Genomic DNA, 13787 nt, shown 5'->3' on the forward strand with positions numbered 1-13787 from the left:
CCGGGGGCGTTAAGAATCCGTTAACCTTCGGGGCGCATGATTCGACCTGTCGGATCGGCTTTTTCCTCCTCCCAAGCACGGTCCAATCGGGCGGTCGCAAATGACCGCCCTTTTCTTCGAAACAAATCTTGAGAAAATTGAATCCTGAAATTGTGCGCGCACGGCAATGTCACGCCCTTGCGCCGATAGCTTCCATCTGCAAATTGCGACAGATGCAAAGCGCGTGTGCGCTGTTGAGGAGGGACGACATTGAGCACGGGAAAAGTCGCCATTGTCACCGGTGCCGGAACGGGGATCGGTAAAGCCTGCGCCACGGCGCTCTTGAAGAACGGCTGGAACACGGTCTTTACCGGACGCCGGGTGAACGTGCTCGAGGATGCGATCGCCTCGGCCGGCGAGACGCAGGCACGCGCCGTCGCGATCGGCTGCGACATATCCAGGGCCGATGAGGTCGACGCCTTGTTCGACAAGGCGGTCGCCGAGTTCGGCAGGGTGGACCTGCTCTTCAACAATGCCGGCATGGGCTACAAGTCGACGCTGATCGACGAGATACCCGTCGAGGTCTGGCAGGATGTGGTGGGTGCCAACCTGACCGGCTCCTTCCTGTGCGCCCGGGCCGCGTTCCGGCAGATGCGCCGCCAGGACCCGATGGGCGGGCGCATCATCAACAATGGCTCCATCTCGGCCTATGCGCCCCGGCCCGGATCCGTGCCCTACACGACGACCAAGCATGCCATCAGCGGACTGACGCGCACGCTGGTGCTCGACGGGCGGCCTTTCGACATCGCCTGCGGGCAGATCGACATCGGCAACGCGCTCACCGAGATGGCCGCGCCGATGACCAGGGGCGTGCCGCAGGCCAACGGCGAGATTGCCGTGGAGGATGTCATGGATGTCGGCCATGTCGCCGATGCGGTGCTGCACATGGCCGGCCTGCCGCTCGAGGCCAATGTGCTTTTCATGACCGTCATGGCGACCAAGATGCCCTTTGTCGGCCGCGGATAACGCGCTTGCTGCGGCCGAACCCTATCTCCGGAATGAACCGACGCCCCGGCAGGGCCGCCGCCGGCCTTGCTCCGGACGCCGCGGGTTGGTGTCCTTTTCGCAAGATACGTGCTTTGCTAGATCCATATACCTACGCCCCTTCAGGAGACTGACCGGACGATGGAATCGCTGATTGCCGGCCATGAGGCCATTCTGTCGCTGGTGCTTCTGCTCGTTCTGCTGGCGGCGTTCATCGTCGAGCGCTACCCGCCGGAAGTGACGGCGGTGTGCGGCGCGGCCGCCTTCATCATACTGGGCCTCACCACTCCCGATGACGCGATGAAGGCATTTTCCAATCCCGCACCGATCACCATTGCCGCGATGTTCATCCTGTCCGGTGCGCTGGTGCGCACCGGCGTGCTCGAAAGCATGGCCGACCGGCTGATCTCGCGTGCCTCGGCGCGCCCGGCCATGGGCATTGCCGTGCTTTTGTGCGGCACCGTCGCCGCATCGGCCTTCATGAACAACACGCCGGTCGTCCTGATCCTCATTCCGATCGTCTTCCGGCTCGCCCGTTCGATCGACGTTGCCGCCACGCGGCTGCTCATTCCCATATCCTATGCCGCCATTCTCGGCGGCACCTGCACGCTCATCGGAACCTCCACCAACATCCTTGTCGACGGCGTGGCGCGGCGCGCCGGGCTCGAACCGTTCTCGATCTTCGAGATCACCCCCGTCGGCATCGTGGTGGCGTTGACGGGCACGGTCGTCATGCTGGTGCTCGGCCGCTTCCTCCTGCCCGACCGGCGAACTGAAGGCGAAGCCGCGCTGACCGGCGAAAGCGAGTTCCTGTCGGAGATCACCATACGCGCGGACGGCAAGTACACGCAGCAGAAGATCGGCGCGATCGCCGATTTCAAGCGCTCGGGCCTGCGCATCCTCGGCCTGCGCCGCGGCGGCGAGATCGTTCGCGAGGGTATCGCCGAAAAGACGATGAAGCGCGGCGATTCGCTCATCATCGTCGGCACGACATCGGAAATCCTGACGCTCAACGAAAAGGCCGGCCTGCGCGTCGGCCTGCGCCGCAGCCAGGACCGCTCCGGCGAGACCGTGGCGGTGGAAGCGGTCGTCGCGCCGCATCGCGGCACGGCTGGTGAACGCATCATCGACCTGTCGCTCGGCCGACGCTACGGCGTGCGCATTCTCGGCGCCCACAGGCACCGCCACATTCCGGGCTCCGATCTCGAAAGCGTCAAGCTCAGGCCGGCGGACAAGCTTCTTCTGGAAGGCCCGCCCGACAATTTCGACGCGCTGACGGAAGATGCGGACCTTGTTTCGGTGACGCGTCCGAGCGGCCGGCCCTACAGGCGCGGCAAGGCGCCGATCGCGATGGCGGCGCTTGCCGCCGTGGTCGGTCTCGCCGCCTTCAACGTCATGGATATCGGCATACTGGCCATGCTCGCGGTGGCCGCGATCCTCCTGCTGCGCTGCATCGACAGCGAGGAGGCGTGGAGCTCGATCGACGGGTCGATCCTCGTCCTGATCTTTTCGATGCTCATCATCGGTGCCGGGCTGGAACGATCCGGCGGCGTCGAACTGATCGTCAACTCGCTTACGCCCTATCTCGCAACGATGCCGCCATTGGTCACCCTGGTGGCGATTTACATCATTTCCTCGGTGCTGACGGAAACGGTGACCAACAATGCGGTGGCCGTGATCGTGGCGCCGATCGCCATCGGCCTGGCCCATCAGATGGGGATCGACCCCAGGCCCTTCGTGATTGCCGTGATGATCGGCGCCAGCGCCAGTTTTGCCACTCCGATCGGCTATCAGACCAACACGCTGGTCTATGGTGCGGGCAACTACCGCTTTTCCGATTTCCTGCGTGTCGGCATCTTCATGAATATCGCGATCGGGATCGCCAGCTGCGCGGCGATCTATTTTCTTTACGACCTCTGACTGTTCGACAGGAAGTCGCCGATCCGTTCGATGGCGCGCAGGATGTTCTCCTCCGAATTGGCGTAGGACACGCGCACATAGCCCTCGCCGAGCACGCCGAAATCGGGACCGCCGATGAGCGCCACGCCGGCCTCTTCGAGCAGCGCGTTGGCGAGCGTCTTGGCCGGCCAGCCGATCGCCGAAATGTTGGGAAAGGCGTAGAAGGCGCCCTTCGGCGTGACGCAGGACACGCCCGGCAGGCTGTTCAGCCCTTCGACAACGATCCGGCGTCGCCGGTCGAAGGCGTGCATCATCTTCTCCACATCGTCCTGCGGCCCGTCGATGGCCGCGATTCCGGCAAACTGGCTGGGCGCGTTGACGCAGGACCAGCAATTGACCGCCAGCTTGCGGACCTTGTCGTAAAGGCCGTCGGGCCAGATCGACCAGCCCATGCGCCAGCCGGTCATCGCCCATGTCTTCGACCAGCCATTGAGCACGATCAGCCGGTCCCTGATCTCGGGAAACTTCAGCAGCGAGCAGTGCTCCTCGCCGTCATAGGTCATGACGTCGTAGATCTCGTCGGACATGACGGCCACGTGCGGATGGCGCTCCAGTCCGCTGACCAGCTTTTCGATCTCCGCGCGCGGCGTGACGCCGCCCGTCGGGTTGGCCGGCGAATTGAGGATCAACAGCCGGGTTTGCGGCGTGATCAGAGACAGCGTCTCCTCGGCCGAGAAGGCAAAGCCGTTTGCCTCGCGGATCGGCACGGGAACCGGTTTCGCGCCGGTGAACTCGATCATCGAACGGTAGATGGGAAATCCCGGATCGGGATAGAGGATTTCGGCGCCCGGCTCGCCGAACATCAGAATCGCGGCGAACATGGTCGGCTTGCCGCCGGGCAGGATCATGATGTTTTCGGGCGAGACCTCGACGCCGGTGAGCGCCAGCGTGCGCCGCGCCACCGCTTCGCGTGTCGCCAGGAGGCCGGTCGCCGGCGTGTAGCCGTGATGGCCGTCGCGCAGCGCCTTCACCGCGGCTTCGACGATATGGTCGGGCGTGCTGAAATCGGGCTGACCGATTCCGAGATTGACGATGTCGCGCCCCTCGGCCGCAAGTGCCGTTGCCCGGGCCAGCACGGCAAAGGCGTTTTCCTCGCCGATACGGTCGAAGGCGGGAATGGTCTGGAGCATGGTCAGGTCCCCTGAGGCAGTGCGGCAGTGATGTCGGTGTGGGTGAAATCGTTGCCCTTGTAGAGCAGCGGCACGTCCAGGTGCTTGGCGAAGGCATAGCTCAAGCAGTCGCCGAAATTGAGCCGGGCCGGGTGCCCGGAGCCACGGCCGAAGCGCTCGGCCGCCTCGGCGGCAATCCAGCCGACTTCTTCGGTCAATGGCAGGATCGTCGCCTCGTATTCCTCCATAAAGTCCGTCATCCAACGTTTGAGGCCGCTGCCGAAGCGCTGCAGCATGCAGAACTCCACGACGCAGGATGGTGGTACGATCCGGTAAGACGAGGCGCCCAAGCGCACGGCAAGTGCATCGGCCTCCGGTTCGCGAAAACGAATGGCGACGATCGCCGACGTGTCGATGACGCAAGCGCTGGAGAGGGCAGCCATGTCAGAAGATATTGTCCATCTCGTCCTGCAGGTCCCGCCATGTCAATTTGGCATCGCGGGGGGGAACATCCTGCATCAGCCGCTCCAGCTTCTCCAGCGACTCCTGCTTGGAGAAAGTCCGGCCCCTGAGATGCTCCACGGCACGCGCAATGACCGCGCTTGGACCTTCACCTGTATGGCGTCCAATCTCGCGAATCGTGTTTTCAACGCGCTGGTTGCGTATGGTGATGGCCATCGGAGGCTTCCTTGTATGCAGCTATCGAAGCATATATTGCTATGCAGCTAGCATGCAAGGATCGCCCGATGCCGCAACAGGATATCTCCGCCTGGACACCCCGCCCGCGTCCGCAACGCGCGCCGATGGAGGGGCGCCATGTGCGGCTCGAGCCGCTCGATGCCGCGCGTCACGGCGACGCGCTTTATGAGGTCTCTGCCGTTTCCGATGCGCAGCAGCGCTTCCGCTGGCTGGGCGAATATCCGCCAGAAAGCCGCCAGGCTTTCACGCCGTGGCTGAAAAGGGCCGAGGCGAGTGAGGATCCCCTGTTCTTCGTCGTCATCGACAAGGCGAGCGGCCGGATCGCCGGGCGGCAGACCTTCATGCGCATCGATGAGGCCAATGGCGTCATCGAGATCGGAAACATCTATTGGGGGCCGGACCTGGCGCGCACCGCCGGCGCCACAGAAGCGCTCTATCTGTTCGCACGTCACGCTTTCGACGACCTCGGCTATCGGCGCTTCGAGTGGAAATGCAATGACCGCAACGGCCCTTCCAAGCGTGCGGCCGAGCGCTTCGGCTTCGTCCACGAGGGCGTCTTTCGCCAGCATATGATCGTCAAGGGCGAAAATCGCGACACGGCATGGTATTCGATCATCGACAGTGAATGGCCGGGCGTGAGAACGGCGCTCGAGGCCTGGCTCGATCCGGCCAATTTCGATGCCGAAGGGCGGCAGGTCCGGCGTCTGGAAGATATCCGCGCGGCGACCACCGCGTGAAGCGGGAGATGTGATGGGCCACGATCACGCGCATGGCGGCGATGCGGGCAACAAGCGGCGCATCCTGATCGCAGCGCTGCTCACCGGCGGCTTCATGGTGGCCGAGGTCGTGGGCGGCCTCGTCACCGGCTCGCTGGCGCTTCTGGCCGATGCCGGCCACATGCTGACGGATTCGGTCGCGCTCGGCTTTGCCTGGTACGCGTTCCATCTGGCCGAACGCAGCGCGACCGACCGGCTCACCTATGGCTATGACCGCGTCAAGACGCTGGTCGCCTATACCAACGGGCTCGCCGTCTTCGTCATAGGCCTGTGGATCGTCTACGAGGCATGGGAGCGCTTTCACGATCCGGTGACGGTGCTTGGCGGGCCGATGCTGGCGGTGGCCCTGGTCGGTTTTGGCGTCAACATCGCGGCCTTTTTCGTGCTGCATGGCGGCGACCGGGAAAACCTCAACATGCGCGGCGCCGTGCTGCACGTGCTGGGCGATCTCCTCGGCTCGGTCGCCGCGCTCGCCGCCGCCGCCGTCATTATCGTGACCGGCTGGTATCCGATCGATCCGATCCTGTCGGTGCTGGTTGCACTGCTCTTGTTCAAGAGCGCGTGGTCGCTCACGCGCGACGCCGCGCATGTGCTGCTGGAAGGCGTGCCGCAGCATCTCGACCGTGACCGCATCGCCCGGGATCTGGCGGACAATGTGGCCGGGGTCGAGGAAATCCACCACATGCATGTCTGGTCTCTCGACGGCTCGCGCAACATGGCGACCCTGCATGCGCGTCTCGCAGATGGGACGGATGGTCACGTTGCGGTTGCGGCCGTCAAGCGGCGGCTTGCATCACGGCACGGTATCGCGCATGCAACCGTGGAGCCCGAACAGGGGCGCTGCGCCGACGAACACGATCAGCAATGAGGAGGCAACGAATTCCATGGCCGGCAGACTGAAAGGCAAGGTCGCTGTCGTTACGGCGGCGGGGCAGGGGATCGGCCGGGCAATCGCGGAGGCCTTCGTCGCCGAGGGGGCGACGGTGCACGCTTCCGACATTGCCCGCGACAAGCTCGACGGGCTGAAGCGGGCGAAGAAGGCGAAGCTCGACGTCATGTCGACGCGTGCCGTGGAACGCTATGCCGAAAAGGTCGGGCCGGTCGACATCCTGGTCAATGTCGCCGGCTTCGTGCATCACGGCACGGTGCTCGACTGCTCGGAAAAGGACTGGGACTTTTCCTTCGATCTCAACGTCAAATCCATGCACCGCATGATCGGCGCCTTTCTGCCCGGCATGCTGGCGCGGGCGGAGGAAAACGGTTCCTCCGGCTCGATCGTCAACCTGTCGTCGGGCGCCTCGTCGCTGAAGGGGGCGCCGAACCGCTATGCCTACGGCGCGACGAAGGCCGCCGTTATCGGGCTGACCAAGGCGGTGGCGGTCGATTTCATCCGCCAGGGCATCCGCTGCAATGCCATCTGCCCCGGCACGGTGCGCTCGCCCTCCTGGGAGGCGCGGGTGGACGAACTCGGCAAGTCGGTGGGCGGCACGGACAAGGCGCTCGAGATGTTCGTCTCGCGCCAGCCGATGGGCCGGGTCGGAGAGCCGACCGAGATTGCCGCCCTGGCGGTCTATCTGGCAGCCGACGAATCGGCGTTCACTACGGGCACGGCAATACCGGTCGACGGGGGGTGGACCATCTGATGGATCCCAAGACGCGCAACACCGCGATTGCGGCAGCCATCATCCTGCTCGGCTTCGGTCTCGTCGCCTTCTACATGCCGTCGATCATGCTGACGCTCGGCGAGCGCTCGCCGCTTGCGGCCGGCGCCGTGGCCGTTGTTTTCGTCGCCGCCTTCTTCCTTGTGTTCTGGCTGCGCGCCCGCAATCAGAAGGATAAATGACCGTGCGTCCCGATGGGCGCGTGTGACGAAGGCTCCGAGCCGGCTCAGGCGTTGAGGCTCGCCAGCAACAGCGTCAGCCCCAGCACGAAGACCAAGGCGGCGCCGGCGATCTCAATGGTCGAATGGACACGGTTGCCTGCCCGACCGTCGCCGGCGATCGCCACGGCCCAGTTCTTGGCCGTGACGGCCAGCGTGGCCAGCACGGAGACGGTGATGGCGGTGCCGACCGCCATGGCGAAGACCGAGACGATGCCGCCGAGCCACAATCCGTTGAGAAAGGCGAAGGTGAGCACGATCAGCGCGCCGGAGCAAGGCCGCAGGCCGACCGCCGCGACGGCCGACCACGCCGTCTTCCATGAGAAGCGGTCGCCGCCAAGCGCGGCCGGATCAGGTGCATGGGAATGGCCGCAGGTGGCGCAGACCTCTCCAGGACCGTGATGGTCGTGTCCGTGATCGTGGTCGTGGTGATGATGCGCATGGTCGTGATCGTGATGCGCGTGATCATGGGCCAGGGCGGCCGAAAGGTTTTGCGCGGGCGGGCCGAAGACCATGGCGCGCAAACCCGGTGCTGATTTTCGCCATAAGAGCCAGGCGCCGAAGAGCGTGATCAGGGCGTAGCTTGCAACCTCCATGGACCATGTGGCCGCCGTCATCGACACCGCGGTGCCGCGCAGGAAGAGGAAGGCCGCGCCGATCAGCAGGACGGCGCTCAGGCCCTGCAGCATGGCTGAGACGAAGGACAGCATGACGCCGCGGCGCAGCGCCACCTCGTTGGCCAGCATATAGGAGGAGATCACCGCCTTGCCGTGGCCCGGTCCGGCGGCATGGAAGATGCCATAGGCAAATGAGAGACCGACCAGGATCCATACGCCCGACCCGTCTTCGCGCATCGCCTTCAGCGCCCCGGTGAGGCTGCGGTAGAAGGCCTGCTGCTGGGTGTTCACCCAGTTGAGGATGCCGGCAAACAGGCCCGTCTGCGGCAGCATCGCCTCATTGGCGCCGATGCCGAGCGAGCTTTGCGCATGCGCCAGGCCGGCGAAATGCGTCGCCGCATAGACGACGACCAGAAGCGCGAAGGTGATTCGGATCAACGTCTTCGACATGGCTCAACCCTCAGCCGAGCATTTGAGTTCAAGGCGCGTGGCGAAGAGCTTGCTCAGATCGTTGCCGCCGGGATCGTTGAAGAACGCTTCGGTCAGGGAGGTCTGGTTCTGCGCGATCGCCTCGTCGGGATCAGGGCGGATAACCTCGCGCGTGCAGCCCTGCGGCATGCCTTTGACAGCCATGTTCTCGTCCTCGATGAAATCGATGGCGGTGTAGAAGGTCGGGTCGTAGACGCCGAAATCCACCGTTCCGGCAATCTTCATCGGCTTCTTCGGCTGTGATTCGAACAGGATGATGAGCTGATTGTCCTCGAAATTGGCGATCAGCCGCTCCGGCGCCTCCATCTCCACCGGCTTGCCGTTCTCCGTCACCAATTGGAAATAGTCGAACTCGGCAAGCGATGCGTGGACCACGTTGGCAACTTCATCCAGTTCCGCCTGGTCGAGCTGCAGGTCGCTGTTGGCGTCGAACTCGACAAGCACCGTGCTCGAAAAGAGGTCATCGAAGCGCCACAGGTGACGCAGCGACTGCAGATTGCCCTGGGAGCCGACCACGACGTCGAGCCGCGCTTCCGCGAAGACGTGCGGATGGACCATCGCCGGCGTTGCATGAAACAGGACGGCTGCTGCGGCTAGGGCAAACGCTGCTGGTCGCGGGATTGGGGGCATGACGTCCCTGAGGCGGATTTCATGAGTGCACTGCAGCACCATTACCATAAAGCCGGCGAAAATGGGACGTGATGCACAGAGGTTTTCATCGGCTGCCGTTCTGCTTGAACCATTGCACCAGGAAGTCGACGAAGACCCGCACCTTGGCCGGCAGATAGCGCCGGTGCGGATAGACGGCGAAGATGCCGCCGCCGGTCAGCATGCGGTCGTCGAGCACGGTCTTGAGGCGTCCGGAGGCGAGCTCGGGGGCGGCGATGAAATCGGGCAGGATCGAATAGCCGAGGCCGGAAAGGGCGGCGGCGCGCGCCGTCAGGGGGCTGTTCACCTCTATGGGGCCGCTCACCGAAACGGTGATGGCCTCCCCGTCGTCGCCCCTGAAGGGCCAGTTCGACAGCCACCGCCCATTGGTATCGATGATGCAGGGCATGGTGGCGAGATCCAGCGGGCTTTTCGGCGCGCCGGTGCGTTCGATCAGGTCCGGCGAGGCGCAGACCTGAACCGTGAAAGGCGACAGGCGCCTGGCGATGAGCGAGGAGTTCTCCAGCCGCGAGATACGGATGGCGAGGTCGAATCCCTCTTCCACGAGATCGACGAACCGGTCGTCCAGGCTGATATCGAGCACGATGTCGGGATGGGCCTTGGCGAAGTCGATCAGCGACTGGCCGATCGGCGCGTCGGCAAAGGTGCGCGGCGCGGAGAGCTTGATGCGTCCGCGCACGTCGCCCGATGATTCGCGCACCGTTTCGGCCAGGCTGTCGATCTCGCGGATGATCTCGGTGGCGCGCTTGTAATAGGTGTGGCCGGCCTCGGTCAGCGAGAACTGCCGGGTCGTGCGGTTGAGCAGCAGCGCGCCCAGATCGTCTTCCAGCTCGCGCACATATTTGGACAGAAGCGCCTTGGAGCGGCCGATCTTGCGTGCCGCGGCGGAGAAACCTTCCGCCTCGACCACATCGATGAATGCCCGCATCCGCGTCAGAGTGTCCACGGCCTAATCCTTCGCCGCCTTGAGGACCTGCCGGGCGAGCGCGATCAACGCCCTGTCGCTGTTGGGCGGGCCGAGCAGCGATATGCCGAATGGCGCATCATCGACGCTGCCCAGCGGGATGGTGATCTGCGGGCATCCCAAAAGACCGGCGATCGACGTCAGGGTCAGGGCGCGGGTTCGAAAGGATTCCAGTTCGCCCAGGCTGGACGATTTCAGTGGCGCGGCGGAAGGCTGCGAAGGCATGACGAGCACCATGTCGCCGCCGAAGCTTGCCAGAAATTCCTCTTGGAACTGAAGATTGCGTGCGCGGGCGCGTTCGGCTGCTTCCGACGACAGGCTGCGCGCATATTGAAAGCGTTCCTTGACGCCAGGGACGAGGTCCCGATCCTGCCCGCTCAGAAAGGTGCCATGAGCCTGCCAGGCCTCATAGCCCTGTATCGCCTTGAAGTTTTCGAAAAGCTCGCCGGGCGATCCCGGGAAGGCGAGATTGGGAGCCGGCCGGTCGAACACGGTCAGGACCGGGTCGAGCATGGCTGCATAGGCGGCGCGCTCGGCGTCGCCGGAAAGAAGCGCCTCGAGCTCGCGGATGCGCACCGGCCGGCTCAGCGGCGTCTCGTGGCGGTCCTCGCCCAGGAGCAATTCGCCGACCGTGGCATAGAGGTCGATGTCGCGCGCGAACCAGCCGAACGTGTCGAAACTTGGCGCGAGCGGCATGGTGTGGTCGAGCGCGATGCGGCCGGACGTCGTTCTCAACCCGATCAGGCCGCAAAAGGCGGCCGGCGCGCGGATGGAGCCGTTGGTGTCAGTGCCGGTGGCGATGTCGACGATCCCGCCGGCCACGGCGGCCGCCGAGCCCGACGAGGAGCCGCCGGAAACCCGCTCCGGCGCGCGCGAATTGACCGGCGGCGGGAAATGGGCGTTCATGCCGATCATCGAATAGGCGAATTCGTCGGTCTGCGTCTTGCCGATGAAACGCGCACCCGCATCGAGCAGCGTCCGGGTGGCCGCGTTCGTCGTTCGAGCCGGTTCGGACACGGCGAGCTTGGCCGGATTGCCGCAGCCGGTCGGATATCCCGCGATATCGAAGATGTCCTTGACGCCGAGCGTCAGGCCGGCGAGCGGCCCGCCATCGGCGTGCGGAACCGGAACGTCTGGATAGTCGAGGAACGCGTTGAGCGGGTCGCGCGTGGTGAGATCGGATCTGGCAGCCATGTCTATTTGTGGTCGAACATGCATGGCGATGGCAAGCGCTTCGATGCACGGCGGGATCATTTCCTGCGGCGAATGCTCTTAGATTGGACGGAGGCTTAGACGGATTACTGGGCGAACTGCCAATCGAGCCGGGTAAAGCGGCGCTTCACGTTGCCGGGGCCGAGGATCGATTCGAGAATGGCATTGAGGACGTCCAGAGAGCCGTCGAGCGTGAGATGGCGCGGGTCGGCGCCCTCATCGCCCGGCAGGATCGTCAGGTCCGGCCGCACGCCCAGCGCTTCGGCACGGGCGACCGCAGCTACCGCATATTGGCGCAACGCCAACAGTCGCAGCATCGGCAGCTTGTTGCCGTTCGTGTCGAGATCGGAGGCGGCATTGTATGCGTCGTCGTCCTGGAAGCGCGATTCGCGCTCGGCGATGATGCCCAGCACCCGCGACCACAGCGTCGGCCAGTTGGCCGGGTAATTGTTGTGAAAGCGGTCACGTGCCGCCGCCCTGTCGCCGAGGCACCAGATATAGGCGCGCTCGACGAGCGGCGCGCTGCGCCGCGCTCGCCGGTTCACACGGCCTTCGCCGGCGCGCACCAGGGACGGCACGATGCGGTGCATGAAACGCTTTTCCTCGATCATCGGCGAGACGAGATGCAGGCTGCTGATGACGGGGTCGTGGCTGCCTGCTTCACGCAAGGGACCGTTCAGGAATTCGGCGATGAAACGCGCGCCGAGATCGTGCGCGACCATGTGATAGGACATGCTGGCGCTGCGGTGGCGTCCCTCCAAAATGCCGAAGAGCTCGTCCATGACACGGATGCCGTTGGCGTTGGTGGCCATCATGCCGCCCGGTCGCGGGTCCGTCTTGGCGTCCGCGCTCGGCTCGATCAGATAGAAGAAGCGGCGGACGGAGCGCTCCAGTTCGCGGTACAGGCGGCCCGGAATCCCGGTTGCCTCGATCTCGATCAGGCTCGAGATCAGTGCTTCGCGCTGGTGGCCGGCCGGCCGCGTGCGCGCCATGACGCGATCGACGACGGCACCGACCTGGCGGCGCAGCTCATCGAAGAATTCCGGCTCCCAGAGCAGAAACAGCGGATAGATGCCGTTTTCGCGGTAGACCGGGCTGAAGGCGCGGACCATGCGCGCGGCATCCATCGCATCGCGCCCTGCGGCCAGCACCTGGATGAGGACGTGATGATATTTGTAGTCCTTCCTGGCAAGGCTGCCGGGCCCGCCCGTCGTGCGCTCAGGTGGCGCGAAACGCTCGCCCGTCTCCTCGTATTTCGCATCCGAATGGCGCTGACGGATGATCTTGAGCGTTTCCGTCAATGTCTGCGGATCGTGGTGAAAGGCGCCGTGGCGTTGCAGCCTGCCGTCGACGATCGGCAGCAGGTGGCCCAGCACGTCGCGGCGCGACGGTTCGGACCGGCGGGTCAATTCGACCTCCGACGATGCAATCGCCGATATGCCTTGCAGCCCGACCGAGAAGCGATGGATGTCGGGAAAAGGTGCGGCCAGCGTGAACGCCCAGGCATCGGCGACATTGCGCGACCAGTCCTCATAGGTCCAAACGGCAAGCCCGTCCTGCCCCCAGCCGCGGCCCCAGGAATTCTGGACGATGAAGCCGTCCTCGACATAGCCGACGATGACGAAGGCATGGAACCGGTTCGTCGTCTCGCTCGGCCGATGGGGCGCGTCGAAGGGGATCGCGCCGTCGTTGCCGGGCGCGGCCCAGCCGTCATGGATATTCGCGGTCACCACCAGGACGCGGCCCTCGCAGACCGCGCTGTGCATGTCGGCAAGCTGCGGCCGTACCCTGTAATAGGTGCCAAGCAGCACCTTGCGCGCGTCCTCGGTGACGGCCGCGTTGGTGTACCAGCGCCATTCGCGATCCCTGTCCTTGCGCACTTCCACGCTCTGCTGCTCAAGCAGTTCGCCGGCAGTTTCGACCGAGCAGACACCATTGTGCTGAAAGCCCTTCAGCGCACCGCGCAGCGACGACCCGCTATAACCTTCACCGTCCCACTCGTCGTGCAGTTGGGCGTTGCCGTAGAGCATGATGTCGCTGGCATAGGGTGTTTCGAGCCGCGCCAGGCCGGGCTCGGAACGCTCCCCGGTGCGGCCGGCCTTGCGGTCGATCACCAGCAGATGGTCGATCGCTGCGGCCACCGCGTGGCCGGTGCAGGAGGGCCGATGCCCCTGGTCGCGCACGCGGGTGGGCGTCCACCACGCATCGGCGTCCAGACGTGGGTCCACCACTGCCTTTACCGCAACCAGGCCGGGGCTGTAGATCAGGTCGCGCGCGTCGGGAATGTCGACTTGCGCGTCGATGATACGTCTGTCGAGCCCGCTCATGCCGCCTCACGCCTCATGCGATGCCCGTCATACGAATCGGTCATGCGATGATCGGGCGGCGCGG

14 protein-coding genes are annotated in these 13787 nt (G+C 64.8%); 6 read left to right on the plus strand and 8 right to left on the minus strand.

What is annotated here, in order from left to right:
• The first annotated feature begins 249 nt into the window (after positions 1–249).
• Together GM909_RS10550 and GM909_RS10555 are read left to right on the plus strand one after the other, a co-directional pair.
• Positions 250–1005: an SDR family oxidoreductase gene (locus tag GM909_RS10550; RefSeq protein ID WP_157016351.1), complete on the plus strand. Its 756-nt coding sequence runs from the start codon at positions 250–252 to the stop codon at positions 1003–1005.
• A gap of 159 nt (positions 1006–1164) precedes the next feature.
• Positions 1165–2943: an SLC13 family permease gene (locus GM909_RS10555; RefSeq protein WP_157016352.1), complete on the plus strand. Its 1779-nt coding sequence runs from the start codon at positions 1165–1167 to the stop codon at positions 2941–2943.
• On the opposite strand, the gene GM909_RS10560 is transcribed toward GM909_RS10555, so the two are convergent.
• From GM909_RS10560 to GM909_RS10570, 3 genes are read right to left on the minus strand one after another with little or no spacing between them, the layout of a single operon-like run.
• Complete coding sequence (locus tag GM909_RS10560; protein ID WP_157016353.1) at positions 2931–4112, minus strand: pyridoxal phosphate-dependent aminotransferase; 1182 nt, start codon at positions 4110–4112, stop codon at positions 2931–2933. The two genes, GM909_RS10555 and GM909_RS10560, sit on opposite strands and share 13 nt — an antisense overlap.
• Before the next feature lie 2 nt (positions 4113–4114).
• Entirely contained in the window at positions 4115–4534 is a 420-nt protein-coding gene (locus GM909_RS10565) for a type II toxin-antitoxin system VapC family toxin (protein WP_157016354.1), read from the minus strand.
• Between the two features lies 1 nt (position 4535).
• Positions 4536–4769: a type II toxin-antitoxin system VapB family antitoxin gene (locus GM909_RS10570; protein WP_157016355.1), complete on the minus strand. Its 234-nt coding sequence runs from the start codon at positions 4767–4769 to the stop codon at positions 4536–4538.
• Between the two features lie 68 nt (positions 4770–4837).
• On the opposite strand from GM909_RS10570, the gene GM909_RS10575 reads away from it, so the two are divergent.
• Genes GM909_RS10575 through GM909_RS10590 form a run of 4 tightly spaced genes read left to right on the plus strand, consistent with a single transcriptional unit; the run spans position 4838 to position 7409 of the window.
• On the plus strand, positions 4838–5527 hold the full coding sequence (locus GM909_RS10575) for a GNAT family N-acetyltransferase (RefSeq protein WP_157016356.1): 690 nt from the start codon (positions 4838–4840) through the stop codon (positions 5525–5527).
• Between the two features lie 13 nt (positions 5528–5540).
• Positions 5541–6434, plus strand: coding sequence for a cation diffusion facilitator family transporter (locus tag GM909_RS10580; RefSeq protein ID WP_157016357.1), 894 nt, complete (start codon positions 5541–5543; stop codon positions 6432–6434).
• A 16-nt stretch (positions 6435–6450) separates the two neighbouring features.
• Complete coding sequence (locus GM909_RS10585) at positions 6451–7209, plus strand: SDR family oxidoreductase (protein WP_157016358.1); 759 nt, start codon at positions 6451–6453, stop codon at positions 7207–7209.
• Positions 7209–7409: a hypothetical protein gene (locus GM909_RS10590; protein WP_157016359.1), complete on the plus strand. Its 201-nt coding sequence runs from the start codon at positions 7209–7211 to the stop codon at positions 7407–7409. The genes GM909_RS10585 and GM909_RS10590 overlap by 1 nt, the downstream gene beginning before the upstream one ends.
• A 44-nt stretch (positions 7410–7453) precedes the next feature.
• On the opposite strand, the gene GM909_RS10595 is transcribed toward GM909_RS10590, so the two are convergent.
• The 5 genes from GM909_RS10595 to GM909_RS10615 all read right to left on the minus strand — a co-directional run bounded on the left by GM909_RS10595 (position 7454) and on the right by GM909_RS10615 (position 13723).
• Positions 7454–8512 carry a nickel/cobalt transporter gene (locus GM909_RS10595; protein ID WP_157016360.1) on the minus strand — a complete coding sequence of 353 codons (1059 nt, stop codon included), beginning with the start codon at positions 8510–8512 and terminating at the stop codon, positions 7454–7456.
• 3 nt (positions 8513–8515) lie between these two features.
• The gene (locus GM909_RS10600) at positions 8516–9181 is read right to left on the minus strand and encodes a DUF1007 family protein (RefSeq protein ID WP_157016361.1); all 666 of its coding nucleotides are present in this window, start codon (positions 9179–9181) and stop codon (positions 8516–8518) included.
• Positions 9182–9266: 85 nt separating this feature from the next.
• Positions 9267–10166 carry a LysR family transcriptional regulator gene (locus GM909_RS10605; protein ID WP_157016362.1) on the minus strand — a complete coding sequence of 300 codons (900 nt, stop codon included), beginning with the start codon at positions 10164–10166 and terminating at the stop codon, positions 9267–9269.
• A gap of 3 nt (positions 10167–10169) precedes the next feature.
• Positions 10170–11378, minus strand: coding sequence for an amidase (locus GM909_RS10610; protein ID WP_157016363.1), 1209 nt, complete (start codon positions 11376–11378; stop codon positions 10170–10172).
• A 104-nt stretch (positions 11379–11482) separates the two neighbouring features.
• Positions 11483–13723: a C1 family peptidase gene (locus GM909_RS10615; RefSeq protein ID WP_157016364.1), complete on the minus strand. Its 2241-nt coding sequence runs from the start codon at positions 13721–13723 to the stop codon at positions 11483–11485.
• Positions 13724–13787: the final 64 nt, after the last annotated feature.

Source organism: Mesorhizobium xinjiangense (assembly GCF_009749525.1).
Classification (GTDB): Bacteria; Pseudomonadota; Alphaproteobacteria; order Rhizobiales; family Rhizobiaceae; genus Mangrovimarina; species Mangrovimarina xinjiangensis.

Excerpts from the sequence above, each read along its gene's own strand:
- GM909_RS10560 (WP_157016353.1), bottom strand. The coding sequence starts at position 4,112 with ATGCTCCAGACCATTCCCGCCTTCGACCGTATCGGCGAGGAAAACGCC.
- GM909_RS10570 (WP_157016355.1), bottom strand. The coding sequence starts at position 4,769 with ATGGCCATCACCATACGCAACCAGCGCGTTGAAAACACGATTCGCGAG.
- GM909_RS10595 (WP_157016360.1), bottom strand. The coding sequence starts at position 8,512 with ATGTCGAAGACGTTGATCCGAATCACCTTCGCGCTTCTGGTCGTCGTC.
- GM909_RS10575 (WP_157016356.1), top strand. The coding sequence starts at position 4,838 with ATGCCGCAACAGGATATCTCCGCCTGGACACCCCGCCCGCGTCCGCAA.
- GM909_RS10555 (WP_157016352.1), top strand. The coding sequence starts at position 1,165 with ATGGAATCGCTGATTGCCGGCCATGAGGCCATTCTGTCGCTGGTGCTT.
- GM909_RS10600 (WP_157016361.1), bottom strand. The coding sequence starts at position 9,181 with ATGCCCCCAATCCCGCGACCAGCAGCGTTTGCCCTAGCCGCAGCAGCC.
- GM909_RS10580 (WP_157016357.1), top strand. The coding sequence starts at position 5,541 with ATGGGCCACGATCACGCGCATGGCGGCGATGCGGGCAACAAGCGGCGC.
- GM909_RS10590 (WP_157016359.1), top strand. The coding sequence starts at position 7,209 with ATGGATCCCAAGACGCGCAACACCGCGATTGCGGCAGCCATCATCCTG.
- GM909_RS10585 (WP_157016358.1), top strand. The coding sequence starts at position 6,451 with ATGGCCGGCAGACTGAAAGGCAAGGTCGCTGTCGTTACGGCGGCGGGG.
- GM909_RS10615 (WP_157016364.1), bottom strand. The coding sequence starts at position 13,723 with ATGAGCGGGCTCGACAGACGTATCATCGACGCGCAAGTCGACATTCCC.
- GM909_RS10565 (WP_157016354.1), bottom strand. The coding sequence starts at position 4,534 with ATGGCTGCCCTCTCCAGCGCTTGCGTCATCGACACGTCGGCGATCGTC.
- GM909_RS10610 (WP_157016363.1), bottom strand. The coding sequence starts at position 11,378 with ATGGCTGCCAGATCCGATCTCACCACGCGCGACCCGCTCAACGCGTTC.